The sequence below is a fragment of the Caldithrix abyssi DSM 13497 genome (assembly GCF_001886815.1).
GTDB lineage: Bacteria > Calditrichota > Calditrichia > Calditrichales > Calditrichaceae > Caldithrix > Caldithrix abyssi.
On sequence record NZ_CP018099.1, the window covers coordinates 4,281,751 to 4,297,627 of the forward strand.

29 protein-coding genes are annotated in these 15,877 nt (G+C 40.5%); 9 read left to right on the plus strand and 20 right to left on the minus strand.

The window, feature by feature from the left end; genetic code table 11:
- Nucleotide 1: 1 nt before the first annotated feature.
- Genes Cabys_RS16595 through Cabys_RS16645 form a run of 11 tightly spaced genes read right to left on the minus strand, consistent with a single transcriptional unit; the run spans nucleotide 2 to nucleotide 5,964 of the window.
- Nucleotides 2-412: a hypothetical protein gene (locus tag Cabys_RS16595; RefSeq protein ID WP_006927316.1), complete on the minus strand. Its 411-nt coding sequence runs from the start codon at nucleotides 410-412 to the stop codon at nucleotides 2-4.
- A gap of 10 nt (nucleotides 413-422) precedes the next feature.
- Complete coding sequence (locus Cabys_RS16600) at nucleotides 423-728, minus strand: hypothetical protein (protein ID WP_006927317.1); 306 nt, start codon at nucleotides 726-728, stop codon at nucleotides 423-425.
- The gene (locus Cabys_RS16605; RefSeq protein WP_006927318.1) at nucleotides 712-966 is read right to left on the minus strand and encodes a hypothetical protein; all 255 of its coding nucleotides are present in this window, start codon (nucleotides 964-966) and stop codon (nucleotides 712-714) included. The genes Cabys_RS16600 and Cabys_RS16605 overlap by 17 nt, the downstream gene beginning before the upstream one ends.
- 2 nt (nucleotides 967-968) lie before the next feature.
- On the minus strand, nucleotides 969-1,298 hold the full coding sequence (locus tag Cabys_RS16610) for a hypothetical protein (RefSeq protein WP_006927319.1): 330 nt from the start codon (nucleotides 1,296-1,298) through the stop codon (nucleotides 969-971).
- Entirely contained in the window at nucleotides 1,292-2,992 is a 1,701-nt protein-coding gene (locus Cabys_RS16615) for a hypothetical protein (protein WP_006927320.1), read from the minus strand. The genes Cabys_RS16610 and Cabys_RS16615 overlap by 7 nt, the downstream gene beginning before the upstream one ends.
- A gap of 35 nt (nucleotides 2,993-3,027) precedes the next feature.
- Nucleotides 3,028-3,408 (minus strand): hypothetical protein, encoded by a 381-nt coding sequence (locus Cabys_RS16620; RefSeq protein WP_006927321.1) that lies wholly within the window; start codon nucleotides 3,406-3,408, stop codon nucleotides 3,028-3,030.
- A 23-nt stretch (nucleotides 3,409-3,431) separates the two neighbouring features.
- Complete coding sequence (locus Cabys_RS16625; protein WP_006927322.1) at nucleotides 3,432-3,704, minus strand: hypothetical protein; 273 nt, start codon at nucleotides 3,702-3,704, stop codon at nucleotides 3,432-3,434.
- Between the two features lie 9 nt (nucleotides 3,705-3,713).
- Nucleotides 3,714-4,154, minus strand: coding sequence for an N-acetylmuramoyl-L-alanine amidase (locus Cabys_RS16630; RefSeq protein WP_006927324.1), 441 nt, complete (start codon nucleotides 4,152-4,154; stop codon nucleotides 3,714-3,716).
- Complete coding sequence (locus Cabys_RS16635) at nucleotides 4,147-4,437, minus strand: hypothetical protein (protein ID WP_006928224.1); 291 nt, start codon at nucleotides 4,435-4,437, stop codon at nucleotides 4,147-4,149. Before Cabys_RS16635 ends, Cabys_RS16630 begins: the two co-directional genes overlap by 8 nt.
- 26 nt (nucleotides 4,438-4,463) lie before the next feature.
- Nucleotides 4,464-5,417, minus strand: a complete 954-nt coding sequence (locus Cabys_RS16640) for a hypothetical protein (protein WP_006927336.1) — start codon at nucleotides 5,415-5,417, stop codon at nucleotides 4,464-4,466.
- 4 nt (nucleotides 5,418-5,421) lie between these two features.
- Entirely contained in the window at nucleotides 5,422-5,964 is a 543-nt protein-coding gene (locus Cabys_RS16645; protein WP_006928223.1) for a death domain-containing protein, read from the minus strand.
- 129 nt (nucleotides 5,965-6,093) lie between these two features.
- Between Cabys_RS16645 and Cabys_RS16650 the strand changes: the two genes are divergently transcribed.
- The 8 genes from Cabys_RS16650 to Cabys_RS16685 all read left to right on the plus strand — a co-directional run bounded on the left by Cabys_RS16650 (nucleotide 6,094) and on the right by Cabys_RS16685 (nucleotide 11,797).
- Nucleotides 6,094-6,453, plus strand: a complete 360-nt coding sequence (locus Cabys_RS16650) for a hypothetical protein (RefSeq protein ID WP_006927338.1) — start codon at nucleotides 6,094-6,096, stop codon at nucleotides 6,451-6,453.
- Nucleotides 6,440-6,883 (plus strand): hypothetical protein, encoded by a 444-nt coding sequence (locus tag Cabys_RS16655; protein ID WP_006927339.1) that lies wholly within the window; start codon nucleotides 6,440-6,442, stop codon nucleotides 6,881-6,883. Before Cabys_RS16650 ends, Cabys_RS16655 begins: the two co-directional genes overlap by 14 nt.
- A gap of 129 nt (nucleotides 6,884-7,012) precedes the next feature.
- Nucleotides 7,013-7,519 (plus strand): hypothetical protein, encoded by a 507-nt coding sequence (locus Cabys_RS16660; RefSeq protein ID WP_006927340.1) that lies wholly within the window; start codon nucleotides 7,013-7,015, stop codon nucleotides 7,517-7,519.
- Nucleotides 7,483-9,087, plus strand: a complete 1,605-nt coding sequence (locus Cabys_RS16665; protein WP_071961298.1) for a hypothetical protein — start codon at nucleotides 7,483-7,485, stop codon at nucleotides 9,085-9,087. Before Cabys_RS16660 ends, Cabys_RS16665 begins: the two co-directional genes overlap by 37 nt.
- Nucleotides 9,088-9,095: 8 nt before the next feature.
- Nucleotides 9,096-9,485 (plus strand): hypothetical protein, encoded by a 390-nt coding sequence (locus Cabys_RS16670; protein WP_150109240.1) that lies wholly within the window; start codon nucleotides 9,096-9,098, stop codon nucleotides 9,483-9,485.
- Nucleotides 9,475-10,596 (plus strand): phage portal protein family protein, encoded by a 1,122-nt coding sequence (locus Cabys_RS16675; RefSeq protein ID WP_006927343.1) that lies wholly within the window; start codon nucleotides 9,475-9,477, stop codon nucleotides 10,594-10,596. Before Cabys_RS16670 ends, Cabys_RS16675 begins: the two co-directional genes overlap by 11 nt.
- Before the next feature lie 44 nt (nucleotides 10,597-10,640).
- Nucleotides 10,641-11,201, plus strand: a complete 561-nt coding sequence (locus Cabys_RS16680) for a hypothetical protein (RefSeq protein WP_006927345.1) — start codon at nucleotides 10,641-10,643, stop codon at nucleotides 11,199-11,201.
- Nucleotides 11,198-11,797, plus strand: coding sequence for a hypothetical protein (locus tag Cabys_RS16685; RefSeq protein WP_006927346.1), 600 nt, complete (start codon nucleotides 11,198-11,200; stop codon nucleotides 11,795-11,797). The genes Cabys_RS16680 and Cabys_RS16685 overlap by 4 nt, the downstream gene beginning before the upstream one ends.
- Before the next feature lie 28 nt (nucleotides 11,798-11,825).
- On the opposite strand, the gene Cabys_RS16690 is transcribed toward Cabys_RS16685, so the two are convergent.
- The 6 genes from Cabys_RS16690 to Cabys_RS16715 form a co-directional block, all read right to left on the minus strand.
- Entirely contained in the window at nucleotides 11,826-12,077 is a 252-nt protein-coding gene (locus Cabys_RS16690; RefSeq protein ID WP_006927348.1) for a hypothetical protein, read from the minus strand.
- A complete protein-coding gene (locus Cabys_RS16695; RefSeq protein ID WP_006927349.1) occupies nucleotides 12,070-13,170 on the minus strand; it encodes a CdiA C-terminal domain-containing protein in 1,101 nt (366 codons plus the stop codon). Before Cabys_RS16695 ends, Cabys_RS16690 begins: the two co-directional genes overlap by 8 nt.
- 44 nt (nucleotides 13,171-13,214) lie before the next feature.
- Nucleotides 13,215-13,427 carry a hypothetical protein gene (locus Cabys_RS16700; protein ID WP_006927350.1) on the minus strand — a complete coding sequence of 71 codons (213 nt, stop codon included), beginning with the start codon at nucleotides 13,425-13,427 and terminating at the stop codon, nucleotides 13,215-13,217.
- Nucleotides 13,428-13,493: 66 nt separating this feature from the next.
- Nucleotides 13,494-13,826, minus strand: coding sequence for a hypothetical protein (locus Cabys_RS16705; protein WP_006927351.1), 333 nt, complete (start codon nucleotides 13,824-13,826; stop codon nucleotides 13,494-13,496).
- Between the two features lie 39 nt (nucleotides 13,827-13,865).
- Nucleotides 13,866-14,243: a regulatory protein GemA gene (locus Cabys_RS16710; protein ID WP_006927352.1), complete on the minus strand. Its 378-nt coding sequence runs from the start codon at nucleotides 14,241-14,243 to the stop codon at nucleotides 13,866-13,868.
- Between the two features lie 2 nt (nucleotides 14,244-14,245).
- A complete protein-coding gene (locus Cabys_RS16715; protein ID WP_006927354.1) occupies nucleotides 14,246-14,557 on the minus strand; it encodes a VVA0879 family protein in 312 nt (103 codons plus the stop codon).
- Between the two features lie 189 nt (nucleotides 14,558-14,746).
- On the opposite strand from Cabys_RS16715, the gene Cabys_RS16720 reads away from it, so the two are divergent.
- A complete protein-coding gene (locus Cabys_RS16720) occupies nucleotides 14,747-15,235 on the plus strand; it encodes a hypothetical protein (RefSeq protein WP_006927355.1) in 489 nt (162 codons plus the stop codon).
- A 7-nt stretch (nucleotides 15,236-15,242) separates the two neighbouring features.
- On the opposite strand, the gene Cabys_RS16725 is transcribed toward Cabys_RS16720, so the two are convergent.
- From Cabys_RS16725 to Cabys_RS16735, 3 genes are read right to left on the minus strand one after another with little or no spacing between them, the layout of a single operon-like run.
- Complete coding sequence (locus Cabys_RS16725; protein WP_006927356.1) at nucleotides 15,243-15,425, minus strand: hypothetical protein; 183 nt, start codon at nucleotides 15,423-15,425, stop codon at nucleotides 15,243-15,245.
- 5 nt (nucleotides 15,426-15,430) lie between these two features.
- On the minus strand, nucleotides 15,431-15,649 hold the full coding sequence (locus Cabys_RS16730) for a helix-turn-helix domain-containing protein (RefSeq protein ID WP_006927360.1): 219 nt from the start codon (nucleotides 15,647-15,649) through the stop codon (nucleotides 15,431-15,433).
- Nucleotides 15,646-15,852 carry a hypothetical protein gene (locus Cabys_RS16735; RefSeq protein WP_006927361.1) on the minus strand — a complete coding sequence of 69 codons (207 nt, stop codon included), beginning with the start codon at nucleotides 15,850-15,852 and terminating at the stop codon, nucleotides 15,646-15,648. Before Cabys_RS16735 ends, Cabys_RS16730 begins: the two co-directional genes overlap by 4 nt.
- Nucleotides 15,853-15,877: the final 25 nt, after the last annotated feature.

Consider the following 15,877-nt stretch of genomic DNA (forward strand, 5'->3'; position numbering starts at 1 on the left):
TTTAAACCACGGTTACAAAGTCGTCCTCGTCAAGAACTTTTTTCTGCATGGTAATGGTTAAAATGTGCGGCTCATCGCCAAAACCGCGTTTAACCGAATACTGGGCCAGGGCCGGGCCAATGGTGTAAGTTTTGTTGTCAATGCCCGTAATTTTGATTTGCGTTTGATCAGTATCTTTGCCGCTGGACGCCAGCGTAAGTTTTGTGGAATCGGTTTCCGCAATTTCAATGGTCGCTTTCGCCAGACCAAAAAGCTGTTTTGCCTGTCCGTCCGCTAATTCGTAAGATTTAGGTTCAAAAGTGATTTCGGCGTTGCCATTGCCGATCGCGCCCAGATCGCTCCAGGTGATTCCGCCATCGGTGGTAATTTCAACTTTTTGAATGGGACCGGAATAAATTTTGGTTACATCCATCTTATGGCTCCTATTTTATTAACTTAAATACCGTTAACAATAAGGCAAACATCGAAATGATGATTGCGAATATTTTAAAAGGCAACGCATTTAATTTGTTTAATACGTTGTCGATTTTACTTTCAAAAGAGCTTTGTTTTTCTTTAATGGCTTCAATGCGCTCCGCCAATGCTGAATATCCGTGATAAGCCGACGTTGAAATGGCTCTTACTTCCGTCACTTCTTTTTTTAACGCCTCAACATCCAGCTTCGTTTTATCCAGGCTTTTGCCAATGCCATCGATTTTTTGTTCTAATTTTTCAATCTTTTTTTCCATTGCCGCTGCTCTTGATTATGGCCGCTAAGGTTTCTTTCATCTCTACCACCGAATCTATGAAAAACTGCTCCCGACTCATCATTTTTCGTTCTAACTTTTTTTGCTGCTTGATGACGTCCTTCATCATTTCTTTCAGATCGTGCACATCGTCAATTAAATACTTGATCTGCGTTTTTAACAATGTTTGTTCCTGTCCTAAATCTTTGATGTCTTCTTTAAGTTCGGTATTGGTGCACATAATTAAACATCCGTTATTCGATCTAAAATTCGAACGTTGCCGCTTTCTAAAACATAAAATTCGCCGCTGGCTAACGCCCAGGTTATTTCGTAAAAATAAATGCCGGGCGTTAATTTCGTTTCTTCATCGGTTAGCGTAAAGAGCGCCTGGCCGTTTACGCCGTTGGTAGCCACATCGGCCGTTTTGTTAATTTTCGCATTAGCGTCCGTGTCTTCTTTTTTTTCTTTTATCAAAAGCCGCACCGTGTCGTTGGTGATATCCGGCGCCTGGCCATTGTAGGTGATGTTCACCTGAAACTTTTTGGTTTCGCCTTCATAAAATTGCGTCAGCATTCCACCACCTCGCAATCGATCACGTCTTCAACGATTTCCACATTGATAACATCTTCCCGGATGTTCACATCGAGTTTTTCGGCTACCGGAAGCGGTACAGGTTGCAGGGCGATCTGGAATTGTTTCTTTTCATATACCTGATGAATTGCTTCGTAATCCATATAGCCGGATTTTGTTATTTTTATTTTAAACGGATTTTGATCGATATTTTTTGAATAAAGCCCGTTACCGGCCTCATCGTTTGGATCGTGTTCCGTTTTATAGCTTAAAATCTCAGCTTTAACATAACCGTTTAAATCGGTGTAACCGGCAAAAACCACATTTTCTTCTTTATCAAAAATTTCAATTTTTGCGTTTTCTATTTTTCCGTCCTGTTTATTCTCAATAAAAAACTCTAATTCATAATAAAAAAAGGCGCGCACTCTTACCTCATTTGACCATGTTTCAGGCCCTTTCATGTAAGATAGGATTAAACCATCTGGTCGGTCGCATTTACAATTTTTACAGATAGCGTCAAAATAATAATTATAGGTTTGATTTTTTACATAGTTTTCGCTCGTAAAGTCAATATCGTAATTTTTACTACCGTAATTTTCAAAAGTTAAATCCGTAAAATAAACCTTTTGAGGATTACTGGGTACGTGAAATTGATCTCCTCTATTACTTATTGTAATTCTTACAAAGCTTTTGATCAAACGAATATTTTCTAAAAATGAACCGGATGGCGGATATCGAAAATTTAAAAAGTCAGAATCATATATCACCTGATTTTTTAATGAATTATAACTGGTTAAGCTCATGCCTTCAAAATAACTAATATTTTCACGGAACGGTTTAAAATCTTTTATTTCACTGTTGTTCGTAAACAAATTTTGTAAAGTTAAAGCAGTTCCATTAACCAATAATTGCGATTGAATATAATTGGCATGTGCATCGTGCCATTGCCTGCCCACGGAATCGCATATCAATTTTGAATTTTCGAATCGCAAATTTTTTGCATCGCGATTGGCGCCAAAAATTTGAATGATTGTTTTACCTTTTATCTCCAGATTACCGTTGCCAAAAAATGTTCCCCCAAGCATTACCAAAAAAAGACTATCCCAGAAGGCTAAATCTTTAGCGCTTGAATTTAAAATAGCATTAATCAAATCGTTCCAATCATAAACCAAACCGTCGTCCGGAATTTCGATGCCGAACTTACCTTGATTTAAAGGAAATTTAAAATTCTGCTCTATATCCGGATAATTCCACAATCCCCATCCTAATTCAGGATGCCCGAAACGAATATCATTATAATTTGAACCGCCCTCAATAGCAGCGTCGTGCAAATCGGCTTTTAAAATATCTCTATTCGTACCGCCAAAGCCAATTTGATAGAATGCAGCCGTCCATTTATTTACATTCCTACGCCATGTTCCATCGGCATTTTTTAAACTTTGCGTATCCCATTTTAATATTATGCCTTGAATGGTTGAATCAGGGAAATTCCCCCAATTTACGTTAATTGTTCGCTCGGTAGCCGTTGTTGTAATAAATACTTCATCAGCCGCCGGGCTAACTATACTGCCATAATATCCGCCGTAACGGGTAAAAAAACCGGTAAAGTAATAAGTCGTATTCGGCTCCAAGTCTCCGCCGCTTTTTAAAGATAAAGTTAAAGTCGGTTTTGGATATGTATGTATGATGATAGCCATTTCTCTTTACTCATTATGCCTTACACATAACCTAATTATATTTTCCCCTTCATCTTCTCAAACACCCGCCCCCCAAACCAGAAGCCCATGACAATGCTTACCCACATATTAAGCGCCGGCGGCATATCCTGCGTTATCCATCCAAACGCCTGCCCGATTATCCATCCGGCGCCGATAAGCCCAAAAACCCAGGTAAAAAACGGCCTGATGAGCGTGCGCATCCATAAAATCGCTTTTGGAATTTCCGTTGCCCGGCCTTCGTATTCCAGAATGAATTTCTGAACCAGATCGCGTTCTTTTACCGCCAATTCCAAAAACGTTTGATTAAACTGCGCTTTAATCTGTTGCGCTTTGCTTTTATTCGGCACCAACCGGTCAAAAACCTTATCCGCTATTTTTAAAATATCGCCAATCACCTTAATCTTTCATCTTTAATCTTTTAAATTACAATAATAATCGCCATAATAACTGCCCCGGCAATATCGCCCAGGGCATCTAAAAAAAACCGTTTTTTACTGCCGTAAATCTTTTCCACGTCATCTTTAAAATATTCGAATATTTCCCACAAAATAGCGCTAAGCAAAACAATATCCACGGCTATTTGTCCGTTTTTAAAAATAGCCAGCGCCAATTTTGCCAAAATTCCGCCGCCTAAAATATGAAACCACAACCATTTATTCCGGTAAACCGCGTACTTAAATAACGAATTCATAATTAAAAATTAAAAATTCAACATTTCCCTAAACCATTCCATATCCAGATTCGGGCAACTCTTTCGATTATCAAATTCATAATGCCCATAAACATTGTTAATGGATAAATGAAATTGTTTTAAAAGTACTTTAATCAGCTGTTGCAAGTTATAAATTTGCGCTTTAGAAAAGGTATTAACGCCCACCAATGCAATACCGATGCTATCTAAATTGTGCCCGCGGCAGTGGGCGCCGATCTTTTCCAGGTCGCGGCCTTCCTCAATTAAGCCGTCGTTTTCAGGCTCCGGCCTTCGGTCTTTCAAAGAGCTATAGGTGGGATAGCTATTTAAAATCAAATAATGATAACCAATGCCCTCCCACCCGCGTTCTTTATGCCAGCGGTCAATAATTTCAACATTACCCCACTGGCTGTCGGTGCAATGAATAATGATTTTCCGGATTTCACGCATCTTTAATGTAAAACCGCCCGCTGTATTCCAGAATCCGCGTATCTTTAGCTAATTTTTCGCCCAGCTTTTGCCAGGCTTCTTTTTCTTCCTTCGCTTTTACGCTAATTTCCACGGTCTTAACGATTTTTCGCGCATCTAATTCGTAAAATTCAAATACAAATCGACGCCCGGCGGAGGTGGACCGGGCGTCGTTCTGGCTCGTCAGGCTGGTGGCGCCAGACTGGGCGGTGGATTGTCCCGCGGTTTCGGCAGGGCTGGGCTGGGATTTATGATTGCGTGCCATTATTTTTCTCCAATTTTGTTAACCAATTACAAACGAATGCGGCTTAAACGACGCAAAGCGTCCTGACGCTCAACCGTCAGATTCAGGAAAAATTGCAAACGCGCAATGCCTTGCGGACCGACTTCGCTTTCCTCAAAATCGGTAAACAGAAAACCGGAATTGGTGCTAAAGGCAACGCCCAACTCTTCGGCAAAGCGAACAATGTACAAAGATGTATTGTCGGTATTTACGCCGTCGCTTTCGTTTTGCGGAATGGCGCTTACCGGCAATTTCACAATCGGAACCCCGTTAAATGTTTGCACCGGCTGACCAAAATTATTGGTTGTAACGCCTGCCGCGCCAATGGTGCGCGCAATGGTGCTTAAGCGGGCGCCCAAATTCACGTTGCACAAAATAGCGTTTGCGCCGGGAACATTAGCCATCTCTTTTTCCAGAAGCTCAACAAAAGCTTTTTGATTGGCGTCCGTATCCAACTTCAAACCAACCTGCACATTCATGGCGGCCAGTTCGTCTGCCGTAAAACCCAGTTTTGGCGTTTGCCCGGTAGCGTCCGCATCCTTTACAAAATAAGAAATGCCAAGCATGCGGTTGCTGGCGTCCACGCCGACCAGCATCTCATCCTGCACCTCTACCGCCAACTTGGCGCCCAGGCCGTTCAGGCGACGATCCGCAAACAAACGCAAACCGGCAGGGCTTACGCCCACATTGGCGTCCATTTTGCGCACGTCGTCAATACTGATTTCACGACCATAAAGCGCTAAATTGCGGCTTTCAGGATTTGGCACCTGCGCGTCGCGTTGCAAGGTTCCGCCTTCCGCGCGCGCCGCCGATCCGGAAAAACTATCCTTATCGGCAATATGCACATAGGTGGAAGGATCGGGCTTGAATTCTGCAAACTGAAACAGCGGCGCCACTTCCAGCATACGCGCTAAAAGGTTGGCTCCGCGTCCGCTTAAATTGGAAATCTGGGCGATATTCATCGATTTACTCCTCTTTTATATTGGCAAATTCTTTCACTTTGCTGGCAATGGTTGGATTGGCGCTTTCCAGCGGGCTTAAGATGCGCGGCTGGTTGCTTTTTTGCCCCTTATTTTTATCGCCTTCGCCCGGAATCGGCGGCAAATTCTCCACAATCTTTACGCCCGCCTCAAAATCGTTTTCCAAAATCTTACGGTAATGATTTAAAAGCTCTTCGTTCTTGCCTGGCAAACGATGTTCGGCAATGGCTTTTTGAATGATCTGTTCAATCTTTTCCTTTTGCGTTTGTTTTTGCGCGTCGCTCAAACTCTTTATTTGCGTTTCATAGCTCTGAATTTTTCCCTGCAAATCCTTAATGGTTTGCGTAAGCTGCTCAATTTGCGCGTTCAAAGGATTGTTTGGTTCGGGCTTTGGTTCCGGTTTGGGCTCCGGCTTTGGTTCGGTCTTTGGTTCCGGTTTGGGCTCCGGAATATCTTTAGGGAAATTTTTGTCGATAGCTTCCGCCTTTTCCGGGAAAAGCGCTTTTAAGAAATTCTTAAGCCATTCCATTACATTTCCTTTCCGTTTTTAGCTTTAATTTAATTCTCTCATGCTTAAATGCTTGTTATATGCGCATTTAGCATACTTTTGCAAACCGATAATCTTAAATTGAAAGAAAATTAAAATTAGAGGCGTGTTATGTATGCGTTTAACGAAATTGAAAAATTGCTTAGCAGTAACGTGCGGCAAATTTTAAGCGATCCAACCGTTTACGATGAATTCGAAAAACAAACATCTTATATTATGCGCGATTTTTCTGGCGTCGATATTACGCAAAGCCCGCCGCCCGACTGGACCAAACAACCCTTTGCATGGATTATGGAATATCTGGTTTCCAATCGCCTGTCTTCCATTACCGAAGAATATCGGCAAAAGATAGAAACCAATTGGAAAGCGGCTTTAAAAATTCTCGACAAACATTCCACCGTCGGACAAAATGAAAATCCCATAACCCCTAATCTGGATAACATAGAGGACGTTTACAGTGTTGACTTTTAAAAACCTCGCCTTGCAACTGCAAGACTATCTAAAAAATAAAATGCCGGATGTAAATATTGAATTGGGAAAATACGGCCAGATGCCCGCCATCCTTCCGGCAATATGGATTTTTCTCGAACCGGGCCCGGTTAAGCGTCTTTCCACAAACGCAACCAAAGACTTAACGCGCCTGGCTAAAGTCTATTTGTTTTCGTTTAAAGCCAATGCCGAAAATCCGGCAAGCGCCGCCATCGATAGCATGGAACTGCTCATGCAAGCCGAAACCCATTTGATTCAATTTAGAGACGATTTAAACAACGGCCAGATTTCCCAGGATGATAATCAGGCCACCGCATTGTATTTTGAAGAAAGTTCAATTGCATTCGACGCCGTTTATTCCGATATCAGCGTCAGCGTCCTGGAATGCTTTTTTTCTTATGTAAAATTGTAACTCAAGCCTTAGCTTGAAAATCGCTTTTTTGGCGATTTTTAGTTTAAAAGGTATTTATGGTCGTATTAAACAAAATATTAAAAATTAAACGCGATTAAACACGTTTTAAACAAAATTAAAAGGTATGTTATGACCAGAAAAAAAACAGACCCGGAAGTCTTAAAAAAAATAGCTCTGCACAAGGTCAACAACCCCGATCACACGCACAAAAAAATTGCCGAAATTTTCGGCGTAGCGCCTCACGTGGTGCGCTATGCCATCGAAAAATATTCGCAAGCCATTGAGCTCATGAAGAGCACGCGCAAAGGCGTTTACGAACAAACCAAATTTATCGCCGGAAGTTACGACGATATCGAACTCTTAAAACGGCAATTAAACTTTTGCGCCGCGCAACTGGAAAACGACCAGAATATGGCCATTGCCAACCGCGTCGATCTGCTTTACAAAATCATGCGCATTCGCATGTTTCTGCAAAGCGTGGAACTCGAAAGCCATATCAAACGCGCCGACGCCGATATCATTGCCCGCATCATTCGCCGTTTTATGCCCGAAGCTTCCAACGATGATATTGTCAAAATCTATCAGGAAGAATATGTAAAATGGGCGAATCAGGTTCCGGAAAATATGAAGGTTTAAAAATGGAACAATTCTCTTTAACTAAAATATTCATCGAGCAACTAAAAGCCGAAGCGCTAACCCAAAAGCAATATTTGCCCGTTCCCGCTTTTTCCGCTAAAGAGCGCAAGCCCAAAAAAGTTTCCGCTCGCATCGAGCGTTCCAAAAAAGATTTCTTTTTCTTCGATAAAACCTATTTCCCAAAAGAAATGTATTTTGACGGCTATGCGCCACCCAATAAAATGCATAAGGAAATGGTAAAAGCCGTTAAAAAACCCGGCGTCCATATCTTTTTTGGCCCGCGCAAACATGGCAAAACCGTAACCGAAAAAAAACTTTTGATCTGGCTTTTGCTCAATGGCATTTACGATATTGCCGGAATCTATTCCGAAACTCTGCCTAAAGCATCTAACTTTCTAAAAGACATTATTTTAATCATCACGCAAAACGATCGCCTTTTACACGATTACCAGCCGGAATTCACCGAAGCCAACGCCGATCAATTCACTTTAAAAGTGCGTTCAAAACATGTTCCGGGCGGTTTAAAATTTTGCGCGGCGTTTAGTGAAGGCCGTTCCGTCCGCGGTTACACGCGCATGTTTGGACGTCCGCAAATTCTATTCGGAGACGATATCGAAACACTGGAAAGCAGTTTTGCCGAACAGGCCGTGGATATGCGCATTAACAAACTGACCGAAGCTTACCATTCCTGCGCCGAAAACGCCGTTTTTATCATTTCCGCCAACGACTTTTTAACCCAATGCGCCTTGCACCGCATTCGGCTGGAATACGAAGAAGGTTTATTATCTAAAGACTGGCATGTCAATATTTTTAAGGCATGGGATAATAAACCTCTATGGCCGCAGCGCTATCCGGCTAAGTCGGAAAGCGAATTAAAAGCCCTGCTTAAGCCCAAATCCGAAGCCGATTGGCAGGCCAATTTTCAGCAAAATCCCATTCCGCCGGAAGGCTTTTTCTTTAAATCCGAACATTATAAAGAATACGACCGTCTGCCAGACGACGCCCGCGGCGTCATCTATTGCGATCCTAACCTGGCAAAAAAAGCCAAAGGCGATACCACCGCCATCGTCGGCCTGGCCTATTCGCCAAAAAAAGATCAATATTTTGTGGTCGATGCTATTTGCAAATCGTTTGCCGATTCCAACGAACTTTTAAATACCGTTCTGCAAATGAAAACCGATTATTCGCAACGCATTCTCGGCATCGCTTTTGATGGCAACGTAACCCAGGAATCCACCTGGTCCAATTTCATTAAAAACTGGTGCCGCATTCATAAAATGCCGTTTCCATTGATTGAATTTAAGCGTTACCATGTGGACGATCTGGCTAAAAACTGTCAAATCGCTTTTACCGAAGGGCGAATATTATTCCCAAAAAATTTTGCCAAATCCAAAAACGGAGAACGCTTTTTAGGTCAGCTTTTTGGATTTTCCGGTAAAAAAGCCAACAAAGCCGACGATGCGCCCGACGCCCTGATCTGCGCTTTTGAATACATCCACGAGCGCAGAATTGTTCGTTATACCAAACCAATGGTTAAAACCGTCAAAGATTATTACACTCCATTTTAAAGGAGAACATGATGGAAATTTTAATAATCGTTTTTTACTTTATTATATCCGGAATTTTAAACCGCCTCGGAGAAATAACCGTGTTTGAAGGCTGGTTCTATAATTCCGTTTTCATCAATCTGGAAAACAAATTCCCGCGCATTTACAGGTGGCTGCGCTCATGGGATGTTGACGAATGGCGGTTTTTAAAAATCGGCAAATTTAAACTGCCTCTGCATCCCATTTTCTGGGATTTATATCATTTTACTAAAAATATGGACCGCTTCTTACTATCGATTTACGTCTTTTACGTTTACGGATGGCAGCTTACGCTGGCGGTTTTATTTTTCTGGTGGATTATGCAAATCGCTGTTTTTAAAATTTGTCTGACAAATATTGAGGTTGAAAATGAATCTTAATAAACGCGTTTACCCTACATTGCAGGAATTTTTCAAATACGCACAAATGGCCGACATCAAAGACCCGGAAGCGCGCAACATCGTGCCTTTAATGAAAATCCTAAAACGCGCCTTTCTGGCCAATCCGCGCATCCTCGGTCATTACATTACGCGCACCACCGCGCTCGCTTCGTTCGACTGGCAAATCGTCGCAGACGATATGAACGCAGCGGCCGAAGCCCAGCGAAGAGTTGTTAAAGCCATAGATTATATTGTTAACAACCACGCCAAAACCGCCTTTTACGGCCGCAACGTTTACAAACTCAAAATCGATGCCCAGGGCAATGAGCAAAATATTTCCATTATCGAAGAACTCGACCAACAAACTTACGATCTGGAATTTGAGCGTCTTTTACTAATCGACGAATCCGGACGCATTATAGACGAAATAAACCTTAACGAAAATCAAAACTATCTGGTCGACATCATGCCCTTTTACGTTTATCGCGGCGGCATATTGCGCACCTTAATGCCGCTCGAAATTATTCGTTACGATATTATTCTGGAAAACGCCAACTACCTGCGCAAGCTTAAAGGCATTTTGCAAATCATCAATAAAGGTGCCAGTACCGAAGAGCAAACCCAGGCCGAAATCGCCGCGCAAAAAGCCATTCAACATAACTACGTAGTAACTTCCGATTTTGTGGAATTCAAGCTTAACCAAATCGCCCAGCAGGCCGGGACCAATTTTAAAGATTTTATCGATCTCTTAAACCGCGATATCGCCATAGCCATTTTAGGCCAGGCCAACACCCCCGATTTGCCTTCCGGTTCCGGTTCGCGCGCCGCCTTGCAAATTCAAAAAATGATCTCCGCCGATATCATGTACACCGACATGATCCGCGTCGAAAAATTAATCAATCGCTTATTATTGCTCGATTATAAGTTAAACTTCAATCCCAATGCGACCGAAGCGCCTTATAAATTCCAATTCATTGAAGCGCAAGAACAGGATATTGAAAAAAATGCCGCCGCCCTGGAAACGCTCAGCCGATTTTTGCCCATCAAAAAGCAAGAAGCTTACGCCATGGTCGGCCTGACTCCGCCCGAACCAGACGACGAATTATTGTAACTCAAGCTTTAGCTTGAAATTTAACAAACAACAGGTTTATTTTTATGAAGTTCTCCCAAAAACTCTTAACCGACATCGGCGTTACCGTCCTGGCCATGATCGAGCAAAACATTGCCCAGGGCGTGGATGTCCATGGCCAAAAATTTGCCTATTCCGAAAAACCCTTTTACCGGCCTTACGATCCGCAAATCGTCAAAAAACTGGGCGGCAAAAGCGGGAAAGGAAAGTTTTACGAAATCGTCAAATCAAAATCCACCGGAAAGCTGGGCATGATCATCCTGGGCGGTTATAAACAATACAAGCAAAAAGTAAATCCGCAAGCCGCTAACGACTTTTTAACTTTCTCCGGTAAAATGCTGCGCAATCTAAAAATCATTAAGGCCGAAAATAACCAGGTAATTATCGGCTTTACCGATCCGATTCAGGCGCAAAAAGCCTTCTGGCTCAATATTTCCGGAGCCGGTCGCAGCCGAAAATTATGGAAATTTTTAGGCCTGCGTAAAGAACAATGGGAGCAATTAAAAAAACGATACGGCTTGCAAATTACTGCCGAAATGAGCAAATTATTATTAGACAATGTTAAACAAACAGGAGCAAAACCATGAAAAAACTAATCCTTTCATTAATCTTTTGCCTTCTTTTTCTTTTGCCCTCTATGGCGGATAACATTTTTATGAAAAACGGAACAAAAATTATTAATGTAAAAGTTTTAAATCAGGATCAAAAATGGATTTATTACCAGATGGCTAATGGCAAAAAGACAAAAATTAGTAAAAATGCAGTGCTAAAAATTGAAAACATCCCTTTTAACCCAAAATTAAAATCGCAAATAATTGCGCCTGATTTTACCCATATTTCCAAAATGGATGTTGAAAAATCACAAACGGAAAGTTATCCGAATTTTAAGTTGATTACCTTAAGCATCGTTTCTTTTGCCTTAAGTTATGATTATTTTAAAGAAGCTAATAATATCCAAAAGTTTATTAATTTTAATGATTTTTTGATCCGAAGTTATATTGGCGATGAAAAACTGGAAAAAGAATATTTAGATTTGATTGATGATTTGAAAAGCCAAAAAAAGAGAAAACAAATAATAGGAACTGTATTTATGGCTTCCGGAATTATTAATGCAATTATATCTTTTAAAAAGGTACAAATTAAAGCCTCGCCGCAAAGTTTAAGCCTTTCTTATAGATTCTAAATAAAGTCCCGAAATTCGGGACTTTTTTTTAATCGAACTCCAGAGGGCTATCTTCGTCCTCGTTATCGCCATAACCGGCTAATTGCGCGACCCCTTCAATAAAATTGCCGTCAATTTCGGCCAATTTTTGTAATTCTTCTTTTTCTTTTATTGTTATAAGATCTTCCATTAATAACCCTTGCGCCCAACCGGCTACGTAAACCTTAAATTTATCGGTTAGCAAGCCCTGTTTTTTAACCTTTTTCACGTTTTCTATTAACGCTTTAAATTCTTTAGTCATTTTCCCAACCCTCTCTATTTTTTGTTATAAATGTGCCATTCTTTTTTAAAATCGTAACCTGCTTAATTTCTCTTTTATCGTCAAACTTTATTGCTTTTTTAATGCCTTCAATAATTAAATCCTCTGCCAATGAGCCTTCGTTATAAAGCAAAACATGCCCGGCCTGTTTTTTGCCATTCCTTATTTGCCTGCGCGTTGCTTCCGTAATATTGGTTGCCGATGATGTCAAGCGTTTATATTCCACCGCCCGACCGTTTTCCCAGGTGTCTGCTAATTTTATGCCTTTTGGGCCTGTAGCGTTCCGCAAAACAATCCTGAATCCGGAACGGGCGCGCAGTTTAGCGATTGTTATCTCTTTACTACGCTCTTTAAATCCCTGTTCCACAAATACGCGTCCCTGTCCGTTTTTTTGCCTGTAAATTTCTTTACCTTCCATAGGCACCCAGCGATGCCGACAATTATAACCGCCCATATAATAAAGCGCCGGTTGTCGGAATCGATTTAACTTACCTTCAATCTCTTCAATCCGATAAACGCCGCCAATATGTCGAACGCAAAAGGGCCTAACCGTGCCTGTTGGACCTGCGTAACGAACATATTTAGCGCCCGATTGCTTAATCTGCTCAATCCGCGCCAGGCGATCTAAAGCCGCCTGTGTGGTGTTTATTTCCGTTTCAATATGCCTTTTACGCAGCTTATATTTGCGTAAAGCAGCCCGCGCCGTTTCCTGCCAGTTTAAATCGCCTTTAATACCCTGTTCAATCGCCTGGCTTATTTCTCGTATCAATCGGCGATCGATGTATTTTAAACTATAAAGCGCCATATCCTGTATTTCGTTAATGTGGCGCTGCGCATACGCGCTTAAAATATCTTCCGCCTTTTTTTGAACGTCTTCGCCGCCTGAATAATCATTTTTAAATTGCTCAAAAAGATCGTTTTCAACGCTTTTAATCAGCCTTTGAACATCATTTTTAAAGGATTCTTCAAAGCCGTTTTCTTTAATAAATTCCCTCACCCGCTTGCGTAAATTCCGCACATTGCCGCTTTCAAACTGCCGGCGAACAAAGCGCCTTATCTCGTCTTCAAACCCCATCGCTCCCTTTAACCTTTAATCTTTCATCTTTAATCTTTAATTTTCTAAATCTCAACAATCACTTTTTTAAACAATCGATTGTCAAATTCAATTTTATGTGTTAGCCTTGTTTCCGTAAAATAACGCGCCCCGCATTCACTGCAAATAATTTCCCGCGTATCCATATTGGCCCGCCGCCAAACGCCGTCGCGGTAAACCATATTTCGGTAAACACGAACCACCCGCTCTTTATCCTGCCCGCACCTGGGACATATCATAACGCCTTAACTCCTAAACATCTAAACATCTAAACACCTAAACACCTAAACTTCTAAATCCCTAAACTAATAATCCCCTCTCCGCCATTCCACATAAAACCGCTTATCCTTATTGTTAAGCCAGTTCACAATAAATCGCCGGTAATTCTTTTTGCGTCGCCGCGGATCGGCTAAAAGCCATACGTACATCTTATTGAGTTCCTGCCGTAATTCTTTTTCGCCATAGGTTTTTACTAAATGCTCTACAAATTCAAAATCAATAGCCGGTTTGCTGTCTTTAAAAAAACGCGTTTCGTTTATTTTTTTTAAAAGCCGTTCAACAACATCTTTTTTATTAACGTTCGCCTGTTGAGCGGCCTTTAAAATCTCTTCTCTATATAAATCATCATGCCCAGCCATATCATTCAACCATTAAACTATTCAACCATTCAACTGATTTTATTTCAAACTCTCAATCGCCTTTATAACCTTTTGCACCTTGTTGCGCGGTATCCATTCAAGGCGATCTATTTTTATTATGCGCTTTACAAAATTCTCTAAACCCTCCACGCTTTTATTGCGCACTTTAGGATTCGATTGCCATAAATATTTTAAATAACCGATTTGTTTTGGCGTTATCATGCCCTCACGATATTTTATTTTTATCCGGAAGCCGAATTTTTGAAAATAGCGGATTAAGCCCTTTGCCTGTTCCGGCGTTAAATCCTTGCTGCTTTTAACGCCGTATTGCCCTAAAATATCGCGATAGGTGTCTTCGTCGATCCCCAACTGCTGTTTAGCGATATGGATAATCTGTATTTGTTTTTTCGTTGCCATAATTAGAATCCATTGTGTTTCTCGTAAAATTCAAATCGCGGATGTTTTTTTCCTTTCTTATCTATAACTTCTAATTTGTGTATTTGAAACAATCCGCCTAAGGTCCAATTACACCCCATCTTAGCGGTAAACCTTCCAATACAACTAAATCCAAGGCGATACCATATTTGATTAGTCGGTACCCCGGCATCTTCAAAATCTTTATATGATTGGATTGTTCCACATTTAGGGCATATAAATTTCCACTTTTTTCTGTCTTTTCCAAAAAGAGATTCCCCTTTTCTTATGTATTCTTCAACGGTCATTACTTGCATAATTAATTACCTCCTTTAATTCAAACTTATCTTTACGCGTCGCTTCAATTGCAATAGTTTATAAAGCAGGGCCTAAATTCTTAGACCCTGCCGCCGCACATCCCCTTTGCAGGAGATTGTTTTTTTTTATTTTTTTTATTATATTCTTTATGCCGCGCATCCTTAATTAATTTGCCAGGAGATAGTTCCATGGTTGAATTAATAGGTTTTATTTCACAAATGATTGATATAATTTCTAAAGGCATTGAACTAAAAGATCGAAAAAAAGAAAAATCGCCTGTTTTCCACTTTAAAGTTAATGGCTTTTCGTTAGATAAAAAATGCTTGCTCTTAGAAGTTTCTGTTTCTAATAATTCTGAAATGCCTTTCACGATCGTTGGTTTTAAATTAATTTTAGGCGATTTAGAAATTGATAATTTACCTATTGAAAATGTAAAAATCATTACCAGCGCCGGCGATGTTATCCAGGTAAATGCGCCGTTCAACTTATTTATTATGGAACGCAAAAAAATAAAATCATTAAAAATCTTACCTTCTAATTTATACCTCCTACAAAACCAAACCGATTCTGGGTTAATTTTATTTGAACTGCCTCCTAAAATCGACATTACACAAAACGCTAAATTAAAATTATTAATTGGAGGATATGATTTTGATATTTCCGCTAACATATTATGAACCTTAATTAATTCAAACTTATCTTTACGCGTCGTTTTAATCTCAACATCTTATAAAGCTGCGCTTTTACAAATCGCTCTTTTTTCAACTCTAAGTTTAATCGTTTTTCTCTTATCTTTAACTCAATGATCCACGTCAAAAGAAAAACAATAATCCATATCAAAAAAAAGATCAAATCGTCTTTAAACATCACTTTTAACCTTTTATCTTTTTATCTTTATTCTTTAACATATACCGCGCCACTTTTTTGCCGTTCTTTAATTCAATCAATTGCGAATCAATTCGGTAGCCTCTTTGCCGTAATTCCCAGATGCGCGCGCTTAATCGCAAACAGCCGTAAAGCCGTAACGCCTCCAGCGCCGTAATGCCCTTATTTCTTATCAAATGTTTTAAAATTAATTCGCTTTGCGTCATTTTTTATTTTCCCGCTTTGATTTTTTAGAAATAACCATTGGTTGATAATAGCCGTAATGTTCAATCTCAAAACGTTTTTGTTCTTCCGTCAGGCGATCAATAATCCCAAACTCTTCAGGATTCCATGAAGTAAACACTTTTTGCAATTGACACAAATTGACATTGCTTAATAACTGCTTAACCATGCGCTCCGACGCATTCATTTCTTTAACCTTTAATCTTTGATTT